Consider the following 22,095-nt stretch of genomic DNA (forward strand, 5'->3'; position numbering starts at 1 on the left):
TGCAACTGTTGGGTTGCAGTAATCCGGCGAGAGGAAATCCTGACATGACCACCGACTACGACCGCATCGAGCGCGAGATCGCTATCGACGCACCGGCGCAACGCGTCTGGGACCTGGTGAGCGAACCCGGTTGGTACATCAACGAAGAGCGGATCACCGAACATCGCATCGACCGTGACGGCGACGTCGCCATCGTCACCGACCCCACACACGGCAGGTTCGCCTTGCGGACCGTCACACTCGACGAGCCGCGCTACGCGGCCTTCCGGTGGCACATCGACGCCGACGACGTGGACAGCTCTTCGACCCTTGTCGAATTCTGGATCACCCCGGCGCCGTCCGGCGTGCTGCTGCGTGTCGTCGAGAGTGGGTTCGCCTCGCTCGACGAGCCTGAGGCCGACCGCCGCTCCCGGTTCGACGATCACAGCGGCGGCTGGCCGATCGAGCTGAACCTCGCCCAGAAGTACCTGGTGGGGGCCGCTGCCGATGCATGAGAATGCCTCGCCGGTACAGGTTTTCGCCGCACTTGCCGACGACAGCCGCTGGCAGGTTCTGGTGGCACTCGGGCGTCGGCCCGCGTCTGCGTCGGCACTGGCCGACGAGCTCCCGATCAGCCGCCAGGCCATCGCCAAACATCTGAAAGTGCTCACTGATGTCGGCCTGGTGGTCGCCACCCGGGCCGGGAGAGAGATCAGGTACGAGGCGGTGGGGGCCCGGCTCAGCGAGGTGGCACGCCGGCTCGACGGAATCGCGGCGGGGTGGGAGCGTCGGCTTTCCCGGATCAAGGACGCTGCCGAGCGGGGCGGATCAACGTAACCGACGGGTCTTCGCGCAAGCGGCTCAACTCCACTGCCGGGTCTTCGTGCAAGCGGCTCATCCCCGATCCCGCGATAGCAGGTCGGCGGTCGTCTCACGACGTACCAACATCCGCGAAGCGCCGTCGCGCACCGCCACCACGGGTGGGCGGCCCACCATGTTGTAGGTCGAGGCCATGCTGTGTTGGTAGGCCCCGGTGCAGGCTACTGCCAGCAGATCGCCGGCATGGATGTCGGCGGGCAGCTCGACATCGTGCACGATCTCGTCACCGGCTTCGCAATGCCGGCCGACCACCGTGGCCACCACGCTCGGGCCCAGCGGATGTCGATTTGCCAGGGCCACAGTGTATTTCGCCCCATGCAGGGCGACCCGCGGGTTGTCGCTCATGCCGCCGTCCACCGCGACGAACGTGCGCCCACCCGGCTGGGACTTCACCCCGCACACCCGGTACAACGTCACGCCCGCCCGTGCGCTGAGGGCCCGGCCGGGTTCGACGACCAGACGTGGCCGCTGAAATCGCTCGGCCGCGCAGGCCGTGGTCAGTGCGTCGTCGACGACGGCGGCGAACGCGCCGGTATCGAGGGCCGCGTCCCCGCGGACATACGGAACCCCATGGCCGCCACCGATGTTGAGTTCGGTCAGCAGTACGCCGTGTTCGGTACGGATATCGGCCATCGCGCCGATCAGCCGGTGCACGGCCTCGCCGTAGGGCGCGGGATCGCTGATCTGCGAACCGATGTGGCAGTGCAGCCCAACCAGATCGAGGTTCGGGGTGGCCAGAATGCGAGCGGCGGCGCGGGCGGCTCGGCGGTCGGCCAACGCGAAGCCGAACTTCTGATCGGTCACGCCCGTGGTGACCGCTCGATGCCCGTGGATGTCGATGTCGGGGGTGACCCGGATCAGTACCGGCTGGGGCCGACGCACCAACCCGGCCAGGTAGGTGATCTCCATCGGGGAGTCGATCACGATGCGGCCCACGCCGACGTCGATCGCATTGCGCAGCTCGTCACAGGATTTGGCGTTGCCGTGCAGCACGATGCGCGCCGGGTCGACCCCGCCGGCCAACGCGGTCGCGAGTTCAGCCGCCGAGCACACATCCAGACCGAGGCCTTCCTCGGCAACCCAGCGGGCCACAGCGGTAGTCAGCAGCGACTTGCCGGCATAGACCACAGCGGCCTGGGGCAGCGCAGCGCGGTAGCGCCGGGCGCGGGTCCGGAAATCGGTTTCGCCCAGCACGTAGGCCGGGGTGCGGTATTGGTCGGCGATGTCGGTCAGTGCCACCCGGCCGACGGTGATCCGGCCCAACTCGTCGACACCCGTGGTCAGCGGCCAGATGTTCGGGTCGAGCCGTGGTCGGGTGGTGCCGCGCAGCGACGGCAGGATGTCCAGCAGGGTCATGACTTCAGCGTCGGCTCCGCGCAGGCCCGCGTCACCAGGTTTGACGATCCCTTGACGCCGATCCGCTCAATCTTGACGGGCTCAGGTCCTACCGAACGTTGTGGTGCCGGTACCGGTGGCGACGAACCCGTTGCCCTTGACGGCGTCGGCCATCCGGCAGGCCAACAGGATGTCGTCGGTGTGGATGCAGGTGGCGTTGCCCGCCTCGAAGCGCTGACCGGCGGGCAGGATCGGCGCCTCGTCCTCGCGTAGGCCGTCGACGGGGCTGAGCGGCTCATCGGTGTGGGTGAAGCTCATCGGGATGGCACCGTTGGTGGTGCCGTAACTGAACAGATGCGCGAGGTTGGCGTCATGGGGCGCCCCGACGAACGGCCCGCGGCAGTCCAGGGCGTACATCGCCCGGTGTTGGGTGGTCATGCAGACGAAGCCGTCGGGGGTGCGAAACCCCTGGACCGGAAAACCTTGACCCTCGTGCAGGACGTACCGCGCCGGATCGGCGGCGGGGTAGGCGGCGAAGTCAGGGATACCGTCGGGCCCGAGGTGTGTCGCAATCGCGGTGTGTGGGGTTTCCCGGGTGGCGAGCCACAACCCGGCCAGGACCGCCGTCAGGACCGATACGGCCGCCACCGCCACACGCACCATTGCTCCATGATCGCCCGGGGCAGATCGGGACGGAGCCGAATTCCCGGCCCCGTAGAATGGCGTCATCATGACCGCACCGGGGCACAACCATGTCCAGACCCCGATTGCGGGTCTCGTCGAGCTGGCATTAACCGATCCGTCACTGCAGGACGTCCTTCGCCGTGCCGCCGACCGGCCCGCCGATCTCGCACTCGTCGGCCCGGCCAGCGCCCGCGTGCTGGTCGCCGCCGGGTTGGCCCAGCAGGGGCCGTTGCTGGTGGTCGCCGCCACCGGCCGTGAGGCCGACGATCTGACCGCTGAGTTGCGCGGCGTCTTCGGCGATGCCGTCGCGCTGTTCCCGTCCTGGGAGACGCTGCCGCACGAGCGCCTGTCGCCGGGCGTGGAAACGGTCGCTGCCCGGTTGTTGCTGTTGCGCCGGCTGGCTCATCCCGACGACGCGAGGCTGGGTCTGCCGCTGCGGGTGGTGGTCACCACCACCCGATCCCTGCTGCAGCCCATGGCCCCCGATGTCGTGGGTACCGAGCCGGTCACTCTCGCCGTCGGTGCGGAGGCCGAGTTCGAAGGCGTGGTCGCGCGCCTGGTCGACCTCGCCTACACGCGCGTCGACATGGTGGGCAAACGCGGGGAGTTCGCCGTCCGCGGAGGCATCCTCGACATCTTCCCGCCCACCGCCGAGCACCCGGTGCGCGTCGAATTCTGGGGCGACGAGATCTCCGAGATACGGATGTTCGCGATCGCCGACCAGCGTTCGATCCCTGAGATCCCGGTGCAGAACGTGGTTGCCGTGCCGTGCCGTGAACTGTTGATGACCGCCGATGTGCGTGAGCGTGCCGCGGTGCTCGCCGCCGAGCACCCCACCCACGAGAACAGCGTGCCGGGCAGCGTGCCCGACATGCTGGCGAAGCTCGCCGAGGGCATCCCGGTCGACGGCATGGAGGCGCTGCTGCCGCTGCTGCATCCGGTGCAGCCCACGACGCTGACGCACCACTTGCCCGAGGGCGCCCCGGTGCTGCTGTGCGATCCGGAGAAGGTGCGCACCCGGGCGGCCGACCTGATCAAGACCGGGCGGGAATTCCTGGAGGCCTCCTGGTCGACGGCCGCGGTCGGCGGGGATGCCCCCATCGACATCGAGGCGTTGGGGGCGTCCGGGTTCGTTCCGTTCGCGCAGGCGCACGAGGACGCCGTCGCCGGCGGGCACCCCTGGTGGACGTTGAGCCAGCTGCCCGACGGCAAGGCCACCGAACTCGACCTGCGACCGTCGCCGTCGGCGCGTAGTCAGCAGAGTCTCGAAGAGATCTTCGCGATGCTGCGCGCCCACGTGGCCACCGGCGGATACGCCGCCGTGGTCACCCCGGGTGCCGGAACCGCGAACCGGATAGTCGAGCAGCTCGGCGAAGCGGACACGCCCGCAGCAATATTGGAGCCCGGAGCAGCGCCCAAGGCCGGAGTGGTCGGCGTGCTCAAGGGTCCGCTGCACGACGGTGTGGTGCTACCGGGGGCCAACCTCGTCATCATCACCGAGACCGATCTGACCGGTAACCGGGTGACGGCATCGGCAGGCAAAAAGCTTGCGGCCAAACGGCGTAACGTTGTCGATCCGCTGGCGCTGACCGCCGGTGATCTGGTGGTGCACGATCAGCACGGCATCGGCAAGTTCGTCGAGATGACCGAGCGGGTGGTCGGTGGAGCCCGCCGCGAGTACCTGGTACTGGAGTACGCGTCAGGCAAAAGGGGCAGTGGAAAGGACAGCTCGGACCGCCTCTATGTACCCATGGATTCGCTGGACCAGCTGTCGCGTTACGTGGGCGGCGAGGCGCCGTCGCTCTCCAAGCTCGGCGGAAGCGACTGGGCCAACACAAAAACCAAGGCCCGCAAGGCTGTTCGAGAGATCGCCAGTGAACTGGTGGCGTTGTACGCCAAGCGCCAGTCTGCGCCCGGGCATGCGTTCGGGCCTGACACCCCATGGCAGAACGAGATGGAGGATGCGTTCGGTTTCACCGAGACCATCGACCAGATGACCGCCATCACCGAGGTCAAATCCGATATGGAGAAGCCGGTTCCGATGGACCGGGTGATCTGCGGCGATGTCGGCTACGGCAAGACCGAGATCGCGGTGCGGGCGGCGTTCAAGGCGGTGCAGGACGGCAAGCAGGTCGCGGTGTTGGTGCCGACGACGCTGCTGGCCGATCAGCACCTGCAGACCTTCACCAACCGGATGGCGGGTTTCCCGGTGACGGTCAAGGGGTTGTCGCGGTTCACCGATCCCGCGGAGTCACGCACCACCATGGAAGGCATGAAGGACGGGGCGGTCGACGTGGTGATCGGGACGCACCGGCTGTTGCAGACCGGTGTGACCTGGAAAGACCTGGGCCTCATCATCGTTGACGAGGAACAGCGGTTCGGCGTCGAGCACAAGGAGCACATCAAGTCGATGCGCACCCACGTCGACGTGCTCACCATGAGTGCCACCCCGATCCCGCGCACCCTGGAGATGAGCCTGGCCGGCATCCGTGAGATGTCGACGATCCTCACCCCGCCCGAGGAGCGCTACCCGGTGCTGACCTACGTCGGTCCGCACGACGACAAGCAGGTGGCCGCGGCGCTGCGCCGCGAGCTGCTGCGCGACGGGCAGGTGTTCTACATCCACAACCGGGTCCGGACGATCGACCAGGCCGCGGCGCGGATTCGTCAGATGGTGCCCGAAGCCAGGGTCGTGGTGGCGCACGGGCAGATGAACGAGGACACGCTGGAGAAGACCGTCGAGGGCTTCTGGAACCGCGAGTACGACATCCTGGTCTGCACCACGATCGTCGAGACCGGCCTGGACATCTCGAACGCCAACACGCTGATCGTCGAGCGGGCCGACACTTTCGGCTTGTCGCAGCTGCATCAGCTGCGGGGCCGGGTGGGTCGTAGCCGGGAACGCGGATACGCCTACATGCTCTATCCGCCCAATTCACCGCTCACCGAGACCGCCTACGACCGGCTGGCCACGATCGCGCAGAACAACGAGCTGGGTGCCGGCATGGCCGTGGCGATGAAGGACCTGGAGATCCGCGGTGCGGGCAACGTGCTGGGTGCCGAGCAGTCCGGCCACGTGGCGGGGGTGGGTTTCGACCTCTACGTGCGGCTGGTCGGAGAGGCCGTAGAGGCCTACCGGGCCGCCGCCGACGGGAAAACCGTGGCCACACCGCAGGAAGCGAAAGAAGTGCGGGTCGATCTGCCGGTTGACGCGCACCTGCCGCCGGAGTACATCGGCAGTGACCGGTTGCGGCTCGAGGGCTACCGTCGGCTGGCCGCCGCTACCGATTATGGGGCTGTGGACTCGGTTGTCGACGAACTCGTCGACAGGTACGGTCCGCTTCCGGTCGAGGTGCAGCGCCTGGTCGCGGTGGCGCGGCTGCGGTTGCTGTGCCGGGAATACGGCATCACCGAGATCGGCGCGGTGTCGGCGTCGACGATCAAAGTGTCACCACTGGTGCTGCCCGATTCCGCGCAGCTGCGGCTCAAGCGGATGTACCCGGGTGCGCACTACCGGGCCACCACCTCAGTGGTTCAGGTGCCGATCCCACGCGAGAGCGACAGCATCGGCTCGCCGCGGATCCGCGACCTCGACATTGTCCAAATGGTTGCCGGTCTGGTGCTCGTTCTTCATGGCAAAGGCCAGTCGGATGTTGATATAACGAAGTTCTCGCAGGTAACTGGGGAGGTGTGACCATGACTGTCGTTCTGGTTGATCCCCGCCGCCCGTCGCTGGTCCCGGTCGAAGCGATCGAATTCCTGACCGGCGACGTGCAGTACACCGAGGAAATGCCGATCAAGGTGCCGTGGACGTTGCCCGCCGCCCGGCCCATCTACGGCGACGACGAGGACAACCCGGCACCGGTGCTGCTGTCCTCGGATCCCGAGCATCCGGCGGTCAAGGCCCGATTGGCGGCCGGGGACCGGTTGATCGCGGCCCCGCAGGCGCAGGCGGGGGAGCGGCTCGTGGATGCCGTGGTGATGATGGACAGGCTGCGCACCGACGGGCCGTGGGAGAGCGAGCAGACCCACGATTCGCTGCGTCGCTACCTTCTGGAGGAGACCTACGAGGTGTTCGACGCGGTCCGCGGCGGCAACGCCGACGAGTTGCGCGAAGAGCTCGGCGATGTGCTGCTGCAGGTGCTGTTCCACGCCCGCATCGCCGAGGATGCGCCCGTGCATCCGTTCGACATCGACGATGTCGCCGATTCGCTGGTCCGCAAGCTCGGTAATCGGGTGCCGGCAGTGCTTGCCGGAGAATCGATTTCACTGGAGGAGCAGCTGGCCCAGTGGGAGGAACGCAAGGCCCAGGAGCAGAAGGTGAAGGCCCGTGCGTCGTCGATGGATGACGTGCCCACCGGGCAGCCGGCGCTGGCGCTGACACAGAAGGTGCTGGCCCGGGTGACGCAGGCCGGGTTGCCCGCCGACCTGGTGCCCGCGGCGCTGACGGCGGTGGTGGTTTCGGCGGACGCTGACGCTGAAAACGATCTGCGCAGTGCGGTTTTGGAATTCATGGACACCGTGCGGTTGGTGGAGTCCGACGTCGCCGCCGGCCGTCGGGGCGAGGATGTTCCCGAGGAACTCGACGCGACACCGCTGGGGTCGATCACCGAAGACGAGTGGCGAGCGTACTGGCCGGGTGCGGTGGTCGAGGTGCCGGCCGTCGAACCCGAGGTCGACGAGGACGCCGAGCTTGAGGCCGACGCTGAGGCCGTCGACGATGACGCCGAGGAAGATCCGCCCCGCTCGTAACCCCAGGGCGATTCCCGGCCGGTTCTGCCGCCAGCACGTTACGAACGCGAGCTACGGCGGTGGCGTACCTCCTGACGGCGTGGCATCAGCCCGCCACCTCGGGGCCGAATTACGGTGGCCGCATGCGGGTACTGCGGGTCGTTGCCGTCGTCGTGGCTCTCAGTCTGGGAACGGTTGCACCGCAGGCCGGGGCGGACTGTGCGGCAACGGGCTGCGACCTGCGCTCGCGTATCGCGGCGGCGGACGCCTACTTGGCGTCGCGGCCCGGCACCGTTGGGTATGTCCTGCGTGACCGTGCCGCGGGGACGCGCTACGCCAATCCCAATGCGAACACGATGATCTGGACCGCCTCCACCATCAAGCTGGCGATGGTGGTCGACCTGTTGACCCGGGAACGTGCCGGGGCGTTGCGCATGTCGGGCAATGATCGGCAGCTCATGGTGAACATGTTGCGGGACTCCGACAATGACGCGGCCGATTCGCTGTGGAAACGCTACGGCGGACCCGATCACAAGGCGTTCAATGCCGGTTTCCCGCGTTACGGCATGACGGACGTGAGGCCGCAACCGGGATTCGGCGACATGTTCCCGTACTGGGGCTTCCAGAAATCGACCACCAATGACCTCGACCGGTTGATGAACTACGCACTGACCCAACTGAATCCGCCCGACGCGGCCGCCGTGGTCGCGGAGATGCAGCGGGTTGGGGGAGAGCAACGGTGGGGTGTGTGGGGCGCAGGGCCGTCGATGAGCCCCGGCAACAAGAACGGGTGGTCGCAGGAACAGGGCGGCTGGGTCGTCAACTCGGTCGGCTTCGCCGGACCCAACCAGCGCTACACGCTGGCCATCATGAACGGGCTCAACGGGCAGGGCGGCTACGACGACGGGGTCGCCACCACCACCCGGCTCAGCCAGATTCTGCTCGGGCCGAACGGCTGAGCAAGACTGCCAGACACAGCTATTCGGCCAGAGCCTTGTCGAACGCGGTGGACAGGTCTTCAAGGCTGTGTGGCTGGATACGGGAGCCGTTGAGGAAGAAGGTCGGTGTTCCCTGCACGCCCAGGGCGCGGCCGTCGGCCACGTCGAGTTGGACCCGTGCGGCGGTGGCGGGGTCGCGGTAGGCCTTGTCGAATGCGGTCATGTCGAGGCCGAGTTCGGCGGCAAAGGTGCGGAACACTTCGTCGGCCGGGGTCTGTTTCTCGCCCCACTGGCCCTGGGTCTCGAACATCTTCTTGTACATCGCCTCGAACTTGCCCTGTTGGGCCGCGGCTTCGACGGCGCGCGCTGCCCGTTCACCGTTGAAGTGCCCGCTCATGGGGAAGTGCCGGATGACGAAGTTCACCCGACCGCCGTACTCGGATCGAAGTTGCTCGATCGCCGGGTGCACCGCGCGACAGCCCTCGCATTCGAAATCGAGGAATTCCACGAAGGTGACCGCACTGTCCGGCACGGAGCTCAGCCGGTGACTGTTGTCGCGAACCAGCTGGCCGGCGTCGGCGGTCGCAGCTTGCGGTGGCGCACCGCGATCGCGACTTGACTGGTACACGAGAACGCCGACGGCCATCAACGCGATGACGAATGCGGTCAGCAGGATTCGGGTGTTGCGCGTCATCTGATCAGTACCTCACTCGAAGAGTGTCGAACCCCAGTAACCCGAGGTGTCACCGTCACGCAGCCCAGGTGGGCAGGCGAAGATAGCCGTCCCGGTGTGGGTGATGTACTCGTTGAGCAGGTCCTTGCGGGCCAGCTCCCGCTGCATCGGGATGAACTGCTTCTCGGGGCTGCGCACAAACGCGATGAAGAACAGGCCCGCGTCCAGGTGGCCGACGCCATCCGAACCGTCGGTGAAGTTGTAACCGCGGCGCAGGATCTCGATGCCGCCCAGATGCTCGGCCGAGGCCAGCCGCACATGCGCGGCCACGTCGATCTTCGGATTGCCCTTGCCGTCGGTGATCTCGAAGTTGAGCTCGTCGAACTCGTCCTGAAGGCCGATGGGCGCACCGCTGCCCTTCGTCCGCCCGATCACCCGCTCCTGCTCCAGAAGCGTGGTGCGGTCCCAGTTTTCGATCCGCATCCGGATCCGCCGGGTGATCAGATAGCTGCCGCCGGTGAGCCAGCCCGGTCCGTCTCCCTCGGCCACCCACACGCTCTGGTTGAGCTGGTCTGTCTCGTCGGATTTGAGGTTGTTCGTTCCGTCCTTGAACCCGAACAGGTTTCGCGGTGTCGCCTGCTCCCTGGTGGTGGACGAGGTGCGGCCGAACCCCAGCTGGGAGTACCGCACCGCGACCGTGCCGAACCCGACGCGGGCCAGGTTGCGGATCGCGTGCACCGCGACCTGTGGGTCGTTGGCACAGGCCTGCACGCAGATGTCGCCGCCACTGCGAGCCGGGTCCATGGTCTCGTTGGGGAACTTCGGCAGGTCTTTGAGCTCGGCGGGCTGCTTGTCGGCGACACCGAAGCGGTCCTTGCCGTCCTTGCGGAAGAAGGACGGTCCGAACCCGATCGTCAGGGTCAGCTGGGAGGCCGGCAGGCCCAGCGCCTCACCGGTATCCGACGGCGGCGCATACGGATTGCCGTCCACCGCGCCGCCGGCTTCGGTCTCCTCGCCGCGCGTCATCCGCTCGGCCATCGTCGTCCACTGCTTGAGCAGCGCGACGACGTCGTCGCGGTTGTCGGTGGTGATGTCGAAGGAGCAGAAATGCATCCGGTCCTGCGCCTCGGTGATGATGCCTGCCTGCCGGTCACCCCGAAACGGGACCGGCCCCTGCAGGGCGCCGTGCGGGGCGCTGGCCGCAGAGGCGCGGCCCGCCAGCGCACCCGCGCCGGCCGCACCGACTACCGCAGCGGTGACCCCGGCAGCGCCGAACAGCTTGCGTCGGGAGAACCCGCTCGTCTGCTCGGCATCCGGGGTGGAGCCCGAATCCGCTATCGGGTCACTGGTGGGCGATGACACCTTGCACCTGGCTCACTTCTTTGCTCAGCGCGTCGATGGCGCGCGACAGTTCCTGGCGTTGGGGTTCGGTCACCTTGTCGTAGGAGACGAAACCATCGCCGTCACGATACTTCTCCAGCAACTTCTCGACATCGGCGAACCGCTGGTCCACGCGGTTGCCCAGTTCGGCGTCGCGCTCGTCGAGGATCGGCCGCACGGAGGCCACCGCGGTCTGCGAACCTTCGACGTTGGCCCGGAAGTCCCACAGGTCGGTGTGGCTGAAGATGTCCTCTTCGCCGCTGATCTTGCTCATCGAGATCTCGTCGAGCAGACCCTGTGCGCCACCGGCGATCTGGGTGGAGTCGATGGTCCAGTCGGGTGCTCGCACCCCGGCCTGGAGTTCCTTGACGTCGGCGATCAGCTGGTCGCCCAGCGCGCTCGCGTCCGGCTGCAGGCCGGTCACCCACAGCTGCTTCTCCAGAGCGTGGAAGCCGGTCCACTTCTGCCCGGGCTCCAGATCGGCCTCTCGCAGGTCGACGCGGGGATCGAGGTCGTTCGGGAAGGACTCGGCGACCGGCTCGATGCGCTCCCAGTAGATCCGGGAGGTCGGGTAGAGCTCCTTGGCCCTGGCGACATCCTTGGCCTTGACCGCGGCGACGAACTCTTCGACGGCCGGGACCAGGGCGTCGACCTGGCTGTTCACGTACCGCTTGTAGTTGTCGGCGGCGTCTTTGAACTTGCCCTCGGTGTCGACCTTCACGGCCTCGCCGGTCACCACGAAATCGCCGCGGATGCCCTCACCGACCATGCCGGGGCGGCACGAGGTCCGGTAGGTGCCCGGCTGGGTGAGCTGCACGATCAGCTGGCGCTTGAGCCCGGGGGAGATGTTCTCCACCTCGCCCATGACCCGCTCGCCCTCGCCGTAGACGTAGAACTCGGTGACCTTGTCGCCGCTGTTGGTGACGACGAAGGTGCTGGGGCCGGTGGTCGCGGTGGTCCCGGACAGCTCGCAGCCGGTGTCGGTGGCGTCGACCGTGATCTGAGTGCCCTCGGCGCCGGCGCTGCCGTTGTCGGCTTCCTTTGCCTGGCAGGCGCTCATCGAGATGCCGGCCAGCACCGCGGCGGTGGCCGCGAATCCGGTCTTGACGGCAGGGGTGATCTTCACTTGGTCGACCTTTCGGGTGCGATGGCGGTCTCCGGCTCGACCGTCGGCTCGGAGGAAATCTCAGTGGAAGCTGAGGCACTGGCAGATGGGGCGACTGCGGCCCGAATCGGCTTCAGGAACAGCGTCAGCACCACCACGATGTAGGCCACCCACGCGGCGAACTGCAGCACGGTCGGCGTGGGGTCGATGTTGAAGACACCCTGGATGATCTCGCCGTACCAGGCCGACCAGTCGAAAGCGCCGCTCATGTCGAAGGCCTTGGTGCCCAGGCCGGGCAGCCAGCCCACGGTCTGCAGCGCCTTGATGCCGTAGGCGAGGATTCCGGCCGCCACCACGATCAGGAACATGCCGGTGTAGGTGAAGAATTTGGCGAGATTGATCCGGACGGCGCCGGCGTACATGCCGTAGGCGATCGCCGCGGCGATCAGCACGCCGATGATCAGGCCGGTCAGCGGCCAAAGTGTCTCGGCCTCGGCGTAGCCGACCATGAACAGTGCGGTCTCCACACCTTCCCGACCGACCGCCAGGAAGGCCAGCAGCGCCACGGCCGGGCCGCCGGTCTGCAGCGCCTGCGACATTTCGCCGCGTAGCTGGCCGGACATCGAGGCGGAGGCCTTCTTCATCCACAGCACCATGGTGGTGACGATGACGACGGCGATCAGTGAGGCGATACCGGCGATGGCTTCGGCACCGAGTCCGCTGATGGTGTTCTCGCCGAACTGGATGACCAGGAAGACGGTGGCGGTCATGGCGATCGCGGCGCCGACACCCAGCCACACCCATTTGAGTGCGTCGCGGCGTTCGGATTTGACCAGGAATGCGACGAGGATCGACACCACGATGGCGGCTTCGAGGCCTTCCCGCAAACCGATCAGCCCACTGCCGAATACCTGGGATGTGACGTTGGACGCGGCCAGTGTGCTGGTCGGAACGTCCGAGATGACAGACATCAAAGCGTCCTCGTTCGACCGGGGTGAAAACACCATGAAAAATGTAGCCTTGGCTTGCCATAGCAAGGCGTGGCTCACCTTATCAGGGGGGCCTGTGAGGCCGGCTGTCTTCACCTGCTGTTCTCCCGGCATGGACCCGTCGCCCGCCACGTCCGCAGTCGCGCATGCGACGATGGCCAATCAGACCGAACGGGGTTGAGGGAGTCCGGTGTCGCCAGTGCGTTGGCTGCGGGCTGTCGCCGTAATTGCTGCGACAGCGCTGCTGTTGGCATCCAGCTGTTCGTGGCATCTGGGGACCCCAATTCCCGAGGGCGTGCCACCGCCGGCCGGGGATGCGGTGCCGGCAATCGATACCTATGCCAAGGGCAGACCGGCCGATCAGCTGCACGAATGGGCGGTACGGCGAGCACCCGCCATGGGCATGCCTGTCAACGCCCTGGAGGCCTACGCCTACGCCGCGCGCGTCGCCCAGGTGGAGAACCCCAACTGCAAATTGGCCTGGACCACCCTGGCCGGCATCGGCATGGTCGAAAGCCACCACGGCACCTATCGCGGCGCGATGGTCGCCCGCAACGGCGACGTCACCCCGCCCATCCGCGGCGTGCAGCTGGACGGGACCGCGGGCAACATGCGCATTCCTGACACCGACAAGGGCAAGCTCGACGGCGATCCGCTGATGGATCGGGCCATGGGGCCGATGCAGTTCATCCCGGAGACGTGGGGGCATTTCGGGGTGGACGCGAACAACGACGGCGTGGTGAGCCCGGACAACTTCGACGACGCCGCGCTCTCGGCGGCCGGTCTGCTGTGCTGGTACGGCAAGGACCTGTCCAGCCCGAGGGGCTGGATGACGGCGCTCAAGGCCTACAACAACTCCGAGCAGTACGCGCGTGCGGTGCGGGACTGGGCAACGGCGTATGCGGCCGGCCACGGTTTGTGATCCGGGTGAGCGACCCGTGTGACAAGCCCAAACACACTATTGCGCCGACCACGATCTAGTCTCATCTCTACACGCCGGACTCAATAAGGAGAAGCCAGTGCCCATCATCGAGCAGGTTGGAGCCCGCGAGATCCTCGACTCCCGTGGTAACCCGACGGTCGAGGTCGAGGTGGCCCTGACCGACGGCACGTTCGCCCGGGCAGCGGTGCCCTCGGGCGCGTCGACCGGCGAGCACGAAGCGGTGGAGCTGCGCGACGGCGGCTCCCGCTACGGCGGCAAGGGCGTCGAGAAGGCCGTGGAGGCCGTGCTCGACGAGATCGCCCCGGCCATCATCGGCAACGCCGCCGACGATCAGCGTCTCGTGGACCAGGCACTGCTGGATCTCGACGGCACGGCGGACAAGTCCCGGCTGGGCGCCAACGCGATCCTCGGCGTCTCGCTCGCGGTGGCCAAGGCCGCGGCCGACAGTGCCGCGCTGCCGCTGTTCCGCTACCTCGGTGGCCCGAACGCGCACATCCTGCCGGTGCCGATGATGAACATCCTCAACGGCGGCGCCCACGCCGATACCGGGGTCGACGTGCAGGAGTTCATGGTCGCCCCGATCGGTGCGCCCTCCTTCAAGGAGTCGCTGCGCTGGGGTACCGAGGTCTACCACTCGCTCAAGGCCGTGCTCAAGAAGCAGGGGCTGTCCACCGGGCTCGGCGATGAGGGCGGGTTCGCGCCCGATGTCGCGGGCACCAAGGCCGCACTGGACCTGATCGTGACGGCCATCGAGGCCACCGGCTTCAAGCTGGGCAGCGATGTGGCGTTGGCACTGGATGTCGCCGCCACCGAGTTCTACACCGAGGGTTCGGGTTACGCCTTCGAGAAGGAGACCCGGACCGCCGAGCAGATGGCCGACTTCTACGCCGGCCTGATCGACGCGTACCCGCTGGTGTCGATCGAGGACCCGCTGTCCGAGGACGACTGGGACGGCTGGGTCTCGTTGACCTCGGCGATCGGCGACCGGGTCCAACTGGTCGGTGACGACCTGTTCGTCACCAACCCGGAACGTCTCGAGGACGGCATCGAGCGTGGCGCCGCCAACGCGCTGCTGGTCAAGGTCAACCAGATCGGCACGCTCACCGAAACCCTGGATGCCGTTGCGCTGGCACACAACAGCGGTTACCGCACCATGATGAGCCATCGTTCCGGTGAGACCGAGGACACCACCATCGCCGACCTCGCGGTCGCGGTGGGCAGCGGTCAGATCAAGACCGGTGCCCCGGCCCGCAGCGAGCGGGTGGCCAAGTACAACCAGTTGCTGCGCATCGAGGAGGCGCTGGGAGACGCTGCGCGTTACGCGGGCGATCTCGCGTTCCCTCGGTTCGAGGCCAGGTAACGCAGGCGTCTGCGCACCCATACGGCAATGGCTGAAGCGAAGCGGCCCGATCCGAGGCGACGGTCCCCGGCCTCCCGACCCGGCAAGCCGGGTAAGGCAGGGGAGTCGAATCGGCCGCGCGCTTCGCAACCCCGACGCCGGACGACCGAGTCCCGGCCGGCGCAGGCTGAGCCGGTAGCCGACGAGACGGTCACCAAAGCCATTGCGGTGCAAGCTCAGCAGCAGGCCGAGCTGCAGTCCGAACAGCGGTTCGGGTCGACTGCGCGCCGGGCGGCGATTCTGGCCGCGGTGGTGTGCGTGCTGACCCTGACCATCGCCGGGCCGGTGCGCACCTACTTCGCCCAACGCACCGAGATGAAACAGCTCAAGGCCAGCGAGGAGCAGTTGCGGGCCAAGATCGGCGACCTGGAGCAGCAGAAGGTCAAACTGGCCGACCCGGTGTTCATCGCGGCCCAGGCCAGGGAGCGGCTCGGCTTCGTGATGCCCGGCGATACTCCGTATCAGGTACAACTGCCCCAGGGGGCCGTCGTGTCCGGCGAGCCGGGGGAAGCGGTGCTGCCCGGTTCGACCGTGCCGGCCGGTCAGCCCTGGTACACCTCGCTGTGGCACACGATCGCCGAAGAGCCACACGGGGTTTCACCGACTATCGGCGGGCCACCTGTTCCAGCACCGCCGCCGGGCGGGCCGCCTGTGCCGGCCCCGCCGGCCGAACCAAGAGGTCCTAATGGTTGATCCCACTGACATCGAGGCTGTGACGCGGCAGTTGGGCCGCGAACCACGTGGCGTTCTGGAGATCGCCTACCGCTGCCCCAACGGCGAGCCGGCCGTGGTGAAGACTGCGCCCAAACTTGCTGACGGCACACCATTTCCGACGCTGTACTACCTGACGCACCCCGCACTCACCGCGGCCGCCAGCCGGCTGGAATCCTCCGGGCTGATGCGTGAGATGTCCGAGCGGCTGCAACAGGACGAGGAATTGGCCGCGGCGTACCGGCGGGCACACGAGTCGTATCTGGCCGAGCGGGACGCGATCGAATCGCTGGGTACCACGTTCACCGGGGGCGGTATGCCCGATCGGGTCAAATGTCTGCACGTGGTGATGGCCCACTCGTTGGCAAAAGGCCCCGGGGTCAACCCCTTTGGCGACGAGGCACTTGCGATGCTGGCGGTCGAACCCGCGATGGCGGGAATCCTGGATCGAGAGGTGTGGGTTTGAGTAGGGTCGGCGCCATCGACTGTGGCACGAATTCGATTCGTCTGTTGATCGCCGACGTGGTGGACGGAAAGCTGCGAGACGTGCACCGCGAGATGCGGGTGGTGCGGCTGGGTCAGGGCGTCGATGCCACCGGGCAGTTCGCTCCGGAAGCCTTGGCGCGCACCGAATCCGCACTGGCCGACTATGTGGCGTTGATGGTTGAGCATTCGGTGACCGCGGTGCGCATGGTCGCCACCTCGGCTGCACGTGATGCCGGCAACCGCGACGAGTTCTTCGCGATGACCGCGAGCCTGCTGGGCAAGGTGGTCCCGGGATCGGTGGCTGAGGTGATCACCGGCACCGAGGAGGCCGAGCTGTCGTTCCGCGGTGCGGTCGGTGAACTCGACCCTGCCGCAGGCCCTTTCGTGGTGGTCGATCTGGGTGGCGGGTCAACCGAACTGGTGCTCGGCGAGACGGCCGTGCAGGCGAGCTTCTCCGCCGACATCGGGTGTGTGCGGCTCACCGAGCGGTGCCTGCACTCCGATCCGCCCACCGCGGACGAGGTGGCGCAGGCGCGGGCGGTGGCTCGCGACGGCCTGGCCCAGGCGTTGCGGGAGGTGCCGGTCGAAGGTGCGCGCACGTGGGTCGGTGTGGCCGGGACGATGACCACCCTGTCTGCCCTGGCGCAGCGGATGACCGAATACGATCCCGACGCAATTCACCTGTCCCGCATCGGGTTCGATGCTCTGCTCGGGGTGTGTGAGCAGCTGATCGGAATGACCAAGGCCGAACGCCTGGCGCTCGGCCCGATGCATGCCGGCCGTGCCGATGTGATCGGCGGCGGTGCGATCATCGTCGAGGAGTTGGCGGCCGTTCTCGGCGATCGGGCCGGCATCGGCGAACTGGTGGTCAGCGAGCACGACATTCTCGACGGCATCGCGTTGTCGATCGCCTGACTGCGTTCGCTGCGTTCTCTGCGCGGCTGGAGGCAAATGGAAGCGTGGGATCCTCCACATAAAACAACGGCCGAACGCGGTTACCCGCGTCCGGCCGTTGCCTTGACTACCTAGATCAGGACGCAGTCCCGTGGTTGCTCGCCGGCGCGACCGCGGGGGCCGGGGCGGGCGTGATGACGGGCTGGGTGCCCGCCGGAACCAACGCGGGCTCGCCGGCCGGTGCGGGAGCAGCCGGAGCCGGGGCACCCGGAGCGGCCGGAGCAGCGGGAGCACCCGGAGCAGCGGCGGGCACACCCTCAGCGGGCACACCCTCAGCCGGCGAAAGCGCGGTGGCGGCGTTGCCTGCACCGGTGGCGGCCGGTGCCGGTGCACCCTCGGCGACCGGAGCGCCGTGCGCGACCGGAGTCGACTCGGGAGCCGGAGCGCCCGGTGCCGGAGCGGCCGGAACCGCTTCGGCGTCAACCGGGGCTGCGGCCGGGGCGCCCGGAGCGGCGGCAGGCAGGTCCGCCGCGCGGCTACCTGCGCCGGTGCCGGCCGGTGCAGCCGGGACGGCGGCGGGCGCGGGGGATGCGACGGCAGGAGCAACAGCCGGAGCGCCAGCAGCAGGTGCGGCCGCGGGTGCGGCAGCAGGTGCGGCAGCCGGAGCCGCGGCGGTGGCCGGACGCTTCGGAGCGCCGGCAGCCGGGGCTGCGGCGGGTGCGGCGCCCTTGTCCCACGCCAGCACGTCGTGGCCACCGGCGTTGTAGACGACGGAGGTCGGCTGCTCACCGGTCACGTCGAAGTAGATCTTGCCGCTGGTCTTCTGACCCTGTGCGAGGGTGGCCGGGTTGACGCCCTGTGTGGTGGGCACCTGGAACAGCGCGCGGTAGTTCTGCCCGTCGGCGGCGCGGATGTTGAAGTTGGAGACGATCGGCGTCACCGAGCCCTCGAGGGCTTCATTGGTCGCGGTGACTTCCCACAGGGTGCCGCGGGGCGTGTAGTTGATGGTGTCGGTGCTGGGCTTCAGGTCGGTGACCGTCCAGCTCTGGGTGCCGTTGTCCAGCTTGCCCTGGCCGCCGAGCGCGGCGGTGGTGACGGCGTTGTTGTCGGCGCTGGCGTCGGCGAGCGCCATCGGGGCGCTTGCGACGATCGCCGCGGCGGCAATAGCCGCTCCGGCAAAGGCCGTACCGATATTGGTCTTCTTCAAGGCGTTCACTCCTGACTAGTCCAAAGAACTGGTGGCAGGCCCCCCGGCGGTGGGACACCCACTTCATCCGAAACTATCAGCTTAAGAGGATGGTTAGGAACAGTAGTTCACAGTTCTGCCACCGGCGCATGGCAGAAAGGTGCGTTGACCGGGCCTCTGACGCTGCTGATCGGATGTGAATGCGGCCAGGATCAGCCGGTTCGCGGCCTCATCGAATCTCGATGAGCGGTAATGCCTGACTGGCCGACAGGGAAAGTCGTTGACGCCCCAGCGCGGGCCAGGCCTGTACCGCGCAGAACGGTGCGCACTGGTGTTCGGCCGAGTCCGACTGCCCGGACCGGGTGCCGACGTGTACACAGCACTGGGTGAGTCGTTCCTCGATCATCGTGGACATGTCCATGAACGGTTTGACGGTCAGCCGCACCACGCGCTCGCCGAGCAACCTGCGAATCTTGCGGCGACGGCCCGGCAGGGCCGAGGACGCCAGCGTCAACAATGTCCCCATTCCGAGGTCGCAGCTCTCACAGATGGCGCGCCAGACGTCGCCGATCTGAGGATGGGAAAGCGACGACTGCTCGGAGAGCAGCCCGAGCAGTGACTCCTGCACCGCCATGCGAAGTTGGCGGGGGATCTCGGTGTCGGCGATCCGGTTGGAGACCAGGCCAAGCTTGTCCTTGAGGCTCTCGGTGCCGATCAGCGATACCAGCGAGCGCCACTGGTCGCTGTCGTCACGGACCAGGTAGCCGACCGAACAGCAGTGCGGGTGCGAGCAGGGCAGCGCGGTCAGGTCGCGCCAGGTGACGGCGCCGCCGGTCTGCGGGCCCAGCCGCTTGAGCACCCCGGTGTGGGTGAGCCGGTTCATCGGGTCGATCGCGCCCGAGCGTCCGGAGCCGAACTGCGGTTGGATGGTGAGCCCGCCGACGTACGGGGTGTCCAGGGCCAGCCGGACCATGTCCCCGATTTCGTCGTCGTTGATGCCCAGCGCGCAGGTCATCACCAGCGTCGTGAAAATCTCCCGCTCGGAGAGTCGCTGGAGGGCTTGGCTTTTGATCTTCCGCAGGTCGCCGCCGCGGTGGTGGCGGTGCGCCTGTTCGGACAACCCGTCGTATTGCAGATAGACCTCGACGCGTTCCCGGTATGCGGTGAGCAGATCCAGTAGCGCGTCGTCGTTGGCGATGCGGACCCCGTTGCTGTTGACCAGGATTCGGGTGATCGGCCGGGCCACCAGCTGGTCGAGCAGTTCGGCCAGGTTCGGGTGCAGGGTTGGTTCGCCCCCGCTGAGCATCAGAACGTCGATACGGCCGTTCTCCCGGGCCAATCGCTGGTCGACGTTGGCCAGCACGTCGGCGGTCGGCACCACATGGCGCAGATCGGGGGAGCTGTCGGTGAAACAGGTCGGGCAACGCAGGTTGCACGTTTCGGCGATGTCCTGCAGGAGGATGCAGGTGTGTTGGGTCTGCATCTCGGGCAGGCCGCGCAGATAGGCCGAGGGAATCGGGTCGAAGTTCCCCGCGACGTCGGGAACGTGGGCCTTGGTCGGGGCGGTCCACTCCTCCAGATAGGACAGGATCTCGGGATCCTCGTCATAGAGCGTGCTTACCAGTCCATGTGTGCGGCAGCCGCGTTCGAGCCAGACTCGTCCCTCGCGCTCGACCAGGATGCCGGCCAGGCGCGCGACGTCGGCCAGCGGCCGCTCGGGTGCCTCGTCGTGGCATCGCGGGCAGAACGCGGTGACGTACCGGTGCAACCGGTCGCCGCGCAACCCCATTCCGGTGCTCACAGGCTGTACACCGCTGGGTTGATGCCGGTGCAGAATCCGGCGGAGAACAACGAGACCAGGGCCCAGCCGACCATCAGCCCGATGCCAAGGCCCTTGGCTGCCGGGTTCTTCGACGCCAACAGTGCGGCGCCACCGCCGAAGGCGATGAGGGCCAACAGCACCGCGGCGCCGCCCACCGCCGCAACGGGACCGTTCCCGGTGCTGTCGACGGACCCGGCGACCATCAGGGCGAGGAAACCGACCACCAGGTTGAGCGCGGCGTAGAGAAACGGGCCGAGGATCACCATGAGCACCGAAATGCGGCGCTGCGGTTGTGGCGGCGGGTACGGGTATGCGGGATAGCCCGGGGGTGGCGGGGGGAAGCCCGGATATGCCGGTGGGATCCCTTGTGGTTCATAGCTTTGTGGGCCGAACGCCGGTTGATCGAACCCGTGTGGAGGTGTGTCATCGGATGGGCCGGGTGGTGTCGTCATGCGGGCACCTCCTGAGTGTGGGCTGGGCTGCGATAGTACCCACGGCGGTAGCCGTACCACAGCCGAAACCCCAGGATCAGCATCGATGGCAGCAGGAACCATTGCGCGCGGGTCAGATCCAGCCACACGGTCTCGTTGGCCCGGACGAATTCGACAAGGAAGCGGAACACCGCATGGCCCGCGACGTAGAACACGAACAGCTCACCGGGCCTGCTGATCCGGGGACGCAGCCACAGCAGTACGGCGAATGCGGTGAGCTGGAAGGCGATCTCGTACAGAAACGACGGGTGCATCGCCGCTCCGGCCAGGCATCCCGGACATTCGGGGGTATCGGCCGGGGCGTGGATCCCCCAGGGCAGGGTGGTGGGCCGCCCGGGGGCTTCGGTGAGGAAACAGCCGATGCGGCCGATCGCCATGCCGAGCGCGACCGCAGGTGCGAACAGATCGCCGGTCTTTCCGCGATATCCGCCCAGGCGCTTGGCGATCAACACCCCGAGATAGGCGCCTAGCAGTCCACCGAGGATGCTGCGAGAGCCGAACTGCCAGGCTTGCGCCAGGCTCGGATTGGCGCTGAAGTCCAGGTGACGTATCCACCCGGTCAGCCTCATGCCGATAGCGCCACCGATCAACGCCCCGGCCGCGGCGACCACGGACTGCTCGTTGACCGCACCACGCCGGCGGGCCTCGGCAACGAACACCAGCAATGCGGCGAACACTCCGAATGCCACGAACAGGTTGTGCACTCCGACGTTGAGAGGCCCCAGGTGCCACTGCGTAGTCACCCGCTGAACCTAACGCTTCAGCCGGCCAGTGACAGCCCCGCGGCGACGGCAAATCCCAGCACGGCCGCCAGTCCGGCGTTCTCCCGGGCTTTCTCGGTGGCCTCTGGAATCATCGAGCCCACCAACATGACCAGCAGCGCTCCCGCGGCGAAACCGTTGATCCCGCCCTGTAATTGGGCGCCGGCGACATCCTGCAGCTGATAGCCGCCCACCGTGGCCAGTGCGCACAGTACAGCGATCAATGCCCACCCGCCCACGATCCGGCGGGCCGGCTCGCCGGCTGAGCGCATGTCGCTCGCCGATCCGATGGCCTCGGGGAGGTTGGACACGAAGATGGACACCACCAGTGCGAGGCTGACACCCGCTCCGGTCGCGATGCCGATGCCGAGCGCGGCCTGTTCGGGAATGCCGTCGAGCAATGCACCCAGGAGCAGGGGCATTCCGGCGGTCTGGGTTCCCTTGCGGCCCAGTCGATCTACTGCCTTGTCGGCAAGATAGAACACCACGGCCCCGGTCGCCAGGCCGAGCGCCACGGCCCAGGCGCCGCTGGCCCGGAAGCCTTCCTCGGCGAGTTCGAAGGAGATGCTGGAGATGAGCGCCCCGGCGCCGAAACCGAGTACGAGGCCGACGAGGCGCCGGTTCCAGTCCCGGATCACTCCGGCGATGGCACCGATCAGCAGTGAGGATGCAGCGACCAGGCCCCAGACCAGCGCGGTGAGCACAGTCG

At 67.5% G+C, this 22,095-nt stretch carries 21 protein-coding genes; 10 read left to right on the forward strand and 11 right to left on the reverse strand.

Annotation, left to right across the window (positions count from 1 at the left end):
• Positions 1 to 44 precede the first annotated feature (44 nt).
• A complete protein-coding gene (locus tag JOF57_RS01715) occupies positions 45 to 494 on the forward strand; it encodes an SRPBCC domain-containing protein (protein ID WP_209913040.1) in 450 nt (149 codons plus the stop codon).
• Complete coding sequence (locus JOF57_RS01720; RefSeq protein WP_209913041.1) at positions 487 to 816, forward strand: ArsR/SmtB family transcription factor; 330 nt, start codon at positions 487 to 489, stop codon at positions 814 to 816. The genes JOF57_RS01715 and JOF57_RS01720 overlap by 8 nt, the downstream gene beginning before the upstream one ends.
• Positions 817 to 873: 57 nt before the next feature.
• Here the strand turns inward: JOF57_RS01720 and lysA are convergent, their stop codons facing one another.
• Together lysA and JOF57_RS01730 are read right to left on the reverse strand one after the other, a co-directional pair.
• Complete coding sequence (gene lysA / locus JOF57_RS01725; RefSeq protein WP_209913043.1) at positions 874 to 2,214, reverse strand: diaminopimelate decarboxylase; 1,341 nt, start codon at positions 2,212 to 2,214, stop codon at positions 874 to 876.
• An 81-nt stretch (positions 2,215 to 2,295) separates the two neighbouring features.
• Positions 2,296 to 2,856 (reverse strand): hypothetical protein, encoded by a 561-nt coding sequence (locus JOF57_RS01730; protein ID WP_209913045.1) that lies wholly within the window; start codon positions 2,854 to 2,856, stop codon positions 2,296 to 2,298.
• A 67-nt stretch (positions 2,857 to 2,923) separates the two neighbouring features.
• On the opposite strand from JOF57_RS01730, the gene mfd reads away from it, so the two are divergent.
• The 3 genes from mfd to JOF57_RS01745 all read left to right on the forward strand — a co-directional run bounded on the left by mfd (position 2,924) and on the right by JOF57_RS01745 (position 8,567).
• On the forward strand, positions 2,924 to 6,571 hold the full coding sequence (gene mfd, locus JOF57_RS01735) for a transcription-repair coupling factor (protein WP_209913047.1): 3,648 nt from the start codon (positions 2,924 to 2,926) through the stop codon (positions 6,569 to 6,571).
• Between the two features lie 2 nt (positions 6,572 to 6,573).
• On the forward strand, positions 6,574 to 7,629 hold the full coding sequence (locus JOF57_RS01740) for a nucleoside triphosphate pyrophosphohydrolase (RefSeq protein WP_209913049.1): 1,056 nt from the start codon (positions 6,574 to 6,576) through the stop codon (positions 7,627 to 7,629).
• A 122-nt stretch (positions 7,630 to 7,751) separates the two neighbouring features.
• Positions 7,752 to 8,567 (forward strand): serine hydrolase, encoded by an 816-nt coding sequence (locus JOF57_RS01745; RefSeq protein WP_209913052.1) that lies wholly within the window; start codon positions 7,752 to 7,754, stop codon positions 8,565 to 8,567.
• A 19-nt stretch (positions 8,568 to 8,586) separates the two neighbouring features.
• Here the strand turns inward: JOF57_RS01745 and JOF57_RS01750 are convergent, their stop codons facing one another.
• Genes JOF57_RS01750 through efeU form a run of 4 tightly spaced genes read right to left on the reverse strand, consistent with a single transcriptional unit; the run spans position 8,587 to position 12,675 of the window.
• Positions 8,587 to 9,240, reverse strand: coding sequence for a DsbA family protein (locus JOF57_RS01750; protein ID WP_209913053.1), 654 nt, complete (start codon positions 9,238 to 9,240; stop codon positions 8,587 to 8,589).
• 12 nt (positions 9,241 to 9,252) lie between these two features.
• A complete protein-coding gene (gene efeB / locus JOF57_RS01755; RefSeq protein WP_209913055.1) occupies positions 9,253 to 10,581 on the reverse strand; it encodes an iron uptake transporter deferrochelatase/peroxidase subunit in 1,329 nt (442 codons plus the stop codon).
• Positions 10,562 to 11,725, reverse strand: a complete 1,164-nt coding sequence (efeO, locus tag JOF57_RS01760) for an iron uptake system protein EfeO (RefSeq protein WP_209913057.1) — start codon at positions 11,723 to 11,725, stop codon at positions 10,562 to 10,564. The genes efeB and efeO overlap by 20 nt, the downstream gene beginning before the upstream one ends.
• Positions 11,722 to 12,675, reverse strand: a complete 954-nt coding sequence (gene efeU / locus JOF57_RS01765; RefSeq protein WP_209913059.1) for an iron uptake transporter permease EfeU — start codon at positions 12,673 to 12,675, stop codon at positions 11,722 to 11,724. The genes efeO and efeU overlap by 4 nt, the downstream gene beginning before the upstream one ends.
• Positions 12,676 to 12,883: 208 nt before the next feature.
• Here efeU and JOF57_RS01770 point away from each other — a divergent pair, with 208 nt between their 5' ends.
• The 5 genes from JOF57_RS01770 (at position 12,884) to JOF57_RS01790 (ending at position 17,147) form a co-directional block, all read left to right on the forward strand.
• The gene (locus tag JOF57_RS01770; RefSeq protein ID WP_209913061.1) at positions 12,884 to 13,615 is read left to right on the forward strand and encodes a lytic transglycosylase domain-containing protein; all 732 of its coding nucleotides are present in this window, start codon (positions 12,884 to 12,886) and stop codon (positions 13,613 to 13,615) included.
• A gap of 97 nt (positions 13,616 to 13,712) precedes the next feature.
• Positions 13,713 to 14,996, forward strand: a complete 1,284-nt coding sequence (gene eno / locus JOF57_RS01775) for a phosphopyruvate hydratase (protein WP_209913063.1) — start codon at positions 13,713 to 13,715, stop codon at positions 14,994 to 14,996.
• A gap of 27 nt (positions 14,997 to 15,023) precedes the next feature.
• Positions 15,024 to 15,728 (forward strand): FtsB family cell division protein, encoded by a 705-nt coding sequence (locus JOF57_RS01780; RefSeq protein ID WP_209913065.1) that lies wholly within the window; start codon positions 15,024 to 15,026, stop codon positions 15,726 to 15,728.
• Positions 15,721 to 16,212 (forward strand): DUF501 domain-containing protein, encoded by a 492-nt coding sequence (locus JOF57_RS01785; protein ID WP_209913067.1) that lies wholly within the window; start codon positions 15,721 to 15,723, stop codon positions 16,210 to 16,212. Before JOF57_RS01780 ends, JOF57_RS01785 begins: the two co-directional genes overlap by 8 nt.
• Complete coding sequence (locus tag JOF57_RS01790; protein WP_234937677.1) at positions 16,209 to 17,147, forward strand: Ppx/GppA phosphatase family protein; 939 nt, start codon at positions 16,209 to 16,211, stop codon at positions 17,145 to 17,147. The genes JOF57_RS01785 and JOF57_RS01790 overlap by 4 nt, the downstream gene beginning before the upstream one ends.
• Before the next feature lie 115 nt (positions 17,148 to 17,262).
• Here the strand turns inward: JOF57_RS01790 and JOF57_RS01795 are convergent, their stop codons facing one another.
• The 5 genes from JOF57_RS01795 to JOF57_RS01815 form a co-directional block, all read right to left on the reverse strand.
• The gene (locus JOF57_RS01795) at positions 17,263 to 18,342 is read right to left on the reverse strand and encodes an MPT63 family protein (protein WP_307869939.1); all 1,080 of its coding nucleotides are present in this window, start codon (positions 18,340 to 18,342) and stop codon (positions 17,263 to 17,265) included.
• Positions 18,343 to 18,541: 199 nt separating this feature from the next.
• Positions 18,542 to 20,101 carry a radical SAM protein gene (locus JOF57_RS01800; protein WP_209915704.1) on the reverse strand — a complete coding sequence of 520 codons (1,560 nt, stop codon included), beginning with the start codon at positions 20,099 to 20,101 and terminating at the stop codon, positions 18,542 to 18,544.
• A gap of 8 nt (positions 20,102 to 20,109) precedes the next feature.
• Positions 20,110 to 20,586 (reverse strand): hypothetical protein, encoded by a 477-nt coding sequence (locus JOF57_RS30800; protein WP_234937679.1) that lies wholly within the window; start codon positions 20,584 to 20,586, stop codon positions 20,110 to 20,112.
• Entirely contained in the window at positions 20,583 to 21,368 is a 786-nt protein-coding gene (locus JOF57_RS01810; RefSeq protein WP_209913071.1) for a prolipoprotein diacylglyceryl transferase, read from the reverse strand. The genes JOF57_RS30800 and JOF57_RS01810 overlap by 4 nt, the downstream gene beginning before the upstream one ends.
• A gap of 17 nt (positions 21,369 to 21,385) precedes the next feature.
• Positions 21,386 to 22,090 (reverse strand): ZIP family metal transporter, encoded by a 705-nt coding sequence (locus JOF57_RS01815; RefSeq protein WP_209913072.1) that lies wholly within the window; start codon positions 22,088 to 22,090, stop codon positions 21,386 to 21,388.
• Positions 22,091 to 22,095 lie beyond the last annotated feature (5 nt).

It is taken from the genome of Mycolicibacterium lutetiense (genome assembly GCF_017876775.1).
GTDB lineage: Bacteria > Actinomycetota > Actinomycetes > Mycobacteriales > Mycobacteriaceae > Mycobacterium > Mycobacterium lutetiense.

Excerpts from the sequence above, each read along its gene's own strand:
- JOF57_RS01715 (WP_209913040.1), top strand. The coding sequence starts at position 45 with ATGACCACCGACTACGACCGCATCGAGCGCGAGATCGCTATCGACGCA.
- JOF57_RS01720 (WP_209913041.1), top strand. The coding sequence starts at position 487 with ATGCATGAGAATGCCTCGCCGGTACAGGTTTTCGCCGCACTTGCCGAC.
- lysA (WP_209913043.1), bottom strand. The coding sequence starts at position 2,214 with ATGACCCTGCTGGACATCCTGCCGTCGCTGCGCGGCACCACCCGACCA.
- JOF57_RS01730 (WP_209913045.1), bottom strand. The coding sequence starts at position 2,856 with ATGGTGCGTGTGGCGGTGGCGGCCGTATCGGTCCTGACGGCGGTCCTG.
- mfd (WP_209913047.1), top strand. The coding sequence starts at position 2,924 with ATGACCGCACCGGGGCACAACCATGTCCAGACCCCGATTGCGGGTCTC.
- JOF57_RS01740 (WP_209913049.1), top strand. The coding sequence starts at position 6,574 with ATGACTGTCGTTCTGGTTGATCCCCGCCGCCCGTCGCTGGTCCCGGTC.
- JOF57_RS01745 (WP_209913052.1), top strand. The coding sequence starts at position 7,752 with ATGCGGGTACTGCGGGTCGTTGCCGTCGTCGTGGCTCTCAGTCTGGGA.
- JOF57_RS01750 (WP_209913053.1), bottom strand. The coding sequence starts at position 9,240 with ATGACGCGCAACACCCGAATCCTGCTGACCGCATTCGTCATCGCGTTG.
- efeU (WP_209913059.1), bottom strand. The coding sequence starts at position 12,675 with ATGTCTGTCATCTCGGACGTTCCGACCAGCACACTGGCCGCGTCCAAC.
- JOF57_RS01780 (WP_209913065.1), top strand. The coding sequence starts at position 15,024 with ATGGCTGAAGCGAAGCGGCCCGATCCGAGGCGACGGTCCCCGGCCTCC.
- JOF57_RS01785 (WP_209913067.1), top strand. The coding sequence starts at position 15,721 with ATGGTTGATCCCACTGACATCGAGGCTGTGACGCGGCAGTTGGGCCGC.
- JOF57_RS01800 (WP_209915704.1), bottom strand. The coding sequence starts at position 20,101 with ATGGGGTTGCGCGGCGACCGGTTGCACCGGTACGTCACCGCGTTCTGC.
- JOF57_RS30800 (WP_234937679.1), bottom strand. The coding sequence starts at position 20,586 with ATGACGACACCACCCGGCCCATCCGATGACACACCTCCACACGGGTTC.